Here is a 3344-nt window from a genome sequence, read left to right as displayed (position 1 = left end):
TCCGTATAAGGCATAATCAATAACGACATCTCGGCTGATAATCAGCGCAGTAACTTTAGCCAATCTCGCTGCAATTTCCATGTCAGGAATTTGTCCACTTATTCCAATGATGATGAGAACTGCAGCAATAAATTATAAAGGCAGGATAGGTGGTTACTTAACCAGCATAAGTTATGTAACTTATGCTAATTCATATTAAAATCACATGAAAGCAATCTTAATTAAAAACTTAGTATGAGAGGGCGTGGTCTTTTGTTTAAAGTGACAATTAACTAAAGGGTTACTTCTTGTATTTAGGAGCATAACCAACTTCTAACAAATAAGAAAAATACTTTCTAACATTATCGCTATCAAGAAGATCACTTGATATCCTTTCCTGAAAGTCTTCTAGAGTCTCTCCACGATGTGCGAAATCATTACCAAATTTTGGATAGTTAGTAATATCACATAGCTTTTTAGCAAAGAATATACATTGCTTAGCTGTCAATTTATAAGTTGGCTCTAAAGGAGCACTTGTACTCGTTTTATTTTGTTCTTTTTCTTCAAACATGAAATGTAATTCTGAAATATTTCTTCCCTCCTTTTTTTGTATATAAGAAACAGTAATATCCGTAAATTTGTTAATTTGATTTAAAGCTACGGTAAGAACCCTTTTTTTAAAGTCTCCCATCTTTTTATATTCATCTTCTATCAATCCGAGTTTTGATCTAAGCTCATCTATAGAAATATATAACTTACCAGTTGATCTCCAACGTATGAGTAACTCATACAGGCGAATAGCATAAATGCTTGTAAGTGGTGAGATTTGTTTAAGTTCATATCTTGTGAACTTTTCTTCAAGTTTTACAAATAAGGGGATAATATCTGGTGCAAAAATTAGTTGGACGCATCCCTCTTCCTTAACATAACCAACTTTTGAAACCCACCTACTTTTGTATATTCCTATTTTTCCAGTTATAGGATCTACTGCTTTATAATTCAAATGCCGTTCAAAAAGATTATCACATGCAGATTGTAACGCTTCATAAGATGCTTGACGTCCTAAATTAAACTGTTTCATGTATTCAGAAGCATGAATCGTAAGTATAGTATCAGAAGTAAGTTCTTTCTCAATTTCTCGAGCAGCAATGATCGCAATTAATATTAGCCTTTGCTCAGATAGATTTAGTGAATACGATGCTTCAACCAAATTATTATCTTTATATACTATGTTACTCATAGGAAGATATATTAAGGAAAATGTTATAAATAGATATATTGACAATACTACTTAACGTCCACAAATGAAAGTATTTTTAATAAAAGAATTTGTCAACTTATGCACAGAATTTGTCAACTTAGAAACAGGAAAAAGTCAACTTATTGGTAGGAATATGTCAACTCAGAAACAGGAAAAAGTCAACTTATTGGTAGGAATTTGTCAACATATACTTCCTGTATCCCTTTGCTAGTCAAGCTTTGAGCAGAGATATAAATAATAAATTTAAATAAATATATATAAATTCAAAAAGACCATTCTTTTGTGGATAACTTTTTTTTTAATTTTTTTTTTCATGATAGTTGATTACTTCATAAATCACCGTTAAATTATACACAAACAAACTTACGTAACTTACATAAATTATGATTATCTTAGTTGGTGGTGAAAAAGGCGGTGCTGGTAAAAGCTGTTTAGCTCAAAATCTTGCAGTTTACTTACAACAAAGTCAAAGAGACGTCCTCTTATTAGATGCTGACCCTCAAGGAACAACAACAGATTGGGTCAAAGAAAGAGATGAAAACGATGAATTAAATAATATTCCATCAGTACAAGCATCAGGGAATATACGTTCAGTTTTAAAAGATTTAGATAAAAGATACCAAGATATTATCATTGATGCAGGTGGACAGGATTCTGAAGCATTACGTTCAGCAATGACTATAGCTACACATATGTTATTGCCGTTTAGACCCAAACGAAGAGATCTAAAAACTTTAGATCATATGGAACAAGTTTTAAAATTAGCAAAGACAGTAAATCCAAATCTGAAAGCTAGAGCAATTATTACTCAGTGTCCAACTCTTCCTTCTCAAGTTCAAAGAATTTTAGATGCAAAAGAGGCATGCAAATCATTTGGTATTGATGCATTGAATTCAATCACAACAAATCGAAATGTTTATGATGATGCAGATGAAAATGGGCTTTCGGTTTTTGAAGTAAATAGTGATCCTAAAGCGAAAGCTGAAATTGAAAGTATTGCAAGAGAGTTTTTAGGAGTATAACTATGGCTGGTTTAACTGGGCTAAACAAAAAACCTGAACCTACTGAACAAGATAAAATGTTAGATGCATTTATATCTGGTGCAGAAAAGAGGGTAAAGGCTTTAGAATCAAGTGAAAAAAAATTTATTCGTTACACTTTTTCTCTCAATGAAGATATTAGTAAACTAATTGATGAGCTGGTTGTAAAAGGGCAAAATGCAAGAATAAATCGTTCAAGTATTGTTCGAGCAGCTATAGAAAATTTATCGACATATAGTGCAGATGAATTAAAAGAAATATTAAATAAATAAATTAAAAATATCCCACTTTTTTAAGGGGGATATTTTTTATCCAAGTTAAATTTACTGTAAGTCCCCGGTGAACCCTATAGATATTTTTAAATTCAGCTCAGGCTCTAGCAGTGTGGTGGTAATTTATCTATTTGAGTTATTTTATATGAAGGCGTCCTTTTCTGCACAGACACGGATCTAGGCTATTCAGCTTGGCTGACTGAATTGATGTCATGATGTTTGATGCACATTGTCAAATTCTTTATCAAGCGAAACTCTGAATCAATGCTTGTAATTGTTTCACTATGATGAGTTTGAGTCCAGTGAAATGTTGCTTGTTCCAACCGTAGAGCTTTGAATACCCAGTCCATCATATATCAACACTTTCATACAATGACCACGCTTATTCCAAAACAAGATAACCTCAATGTTGCGATTTGACATGGTCAAAGGCTTTTAGGACATGAGAAAGAGCAGTATAAGTAACTGCTCGCATATCCATGGGCTGAGTAGAAAGCCAGATTTCATCAATGTGAATCTTATTGTGAGCACCTTGGGGAATTCTGCCAAAGCGATTGCTCCTGATACCTTCCGTTTCAGCCCAATCGCTATGTTCGCATCAGGCGTCGTTATTGATTATGCCTTATACGGAACTCCAGAATTAGCCCTCGTTGCGAACAACAAAGCAGAAATCCTGCAGTTCCGCGGACGCTGATAAGTAGACAGATTCCTGACACGGAATACTATAACTTACATCACTTAAATAGGATGCATAAGTTATGCAAGTTACGCCACTTAAATAAGTTAAGGCGC

The 3344-nt window shown here is 33.5% G+C and carries 4 protein-coding genes; 3 read left to right on the top strand and 1 reads right to left on the bottom strand.

Features of this window, described 5'->3' with window-relative positions; genetic code table 11:
- Nucleotides 1-280: 280 nt before the first annotated feature.
- A complete protein-coding gene (repM, locus tag FTU72_RS16015; protein ID WP_002046604.1) occupies nt 281-1219 on the bottom strand; it encodes a replication initiation protein RepM in 939 nt (312 codons plus the stop codon).
- Between the two features lie 404 nt (nt 1220-1623).
- Here repM and FTU72_RS16010 point away from each other — a divergent pair, with 404 nt between their 5' ends.
- From FTU72_RS16010 to FTU72_RS16480, 3 genes are all read left to right on the top strand, one after another.
- Nucleotides 1624-2262: an AAA family ATPase gene (locus tag FTU72_RS16010; protein ID WP_000585007.1), complete on the top strand. Its 639-nt coding sequence runs from the start codon at nt 1624-1626 to the stop codon at nt 2260-2262.
- Between the two features lie 2 nt (nt 2263-2264).
- On the top strand, nt 2265-2552 hold the full coding sequence (locus FTU72_RS16005) for a hypothetical protein (protein WP_000908082.1): 288 nt from the start codon (nt 2265-2267) through the stop codon (nt 2550-2552).
- A 523-nt stretch (nt 2553-3075) separates the two neighbouring features.
- Complete coding sequence (locus tag FTU72_RS16480) at nt 3076-3246, top strand: hypothetical protein (protein ID WP_017400106.1); 171 nt, start codon at nt 3076-3078, stop codon at nt 3244-3246.
- The last annotated feature ends 98 nt before the right edge of the window (nt 3247-3344 follow it).

It is taken from the genome of Acinetobacter sp. YH12137 (assembly GCF_013418535.1).
Lineage (GTDB): Bacteria > Pseudomonadota > Gammaproteobacteria > Pseudomonadales > Moraxellaceae > Acinetobacter.
Note: the sequence above shows the minus strand (reverse complement) of the source record. Positions and strands in the feature narration are given on the sequence as shown.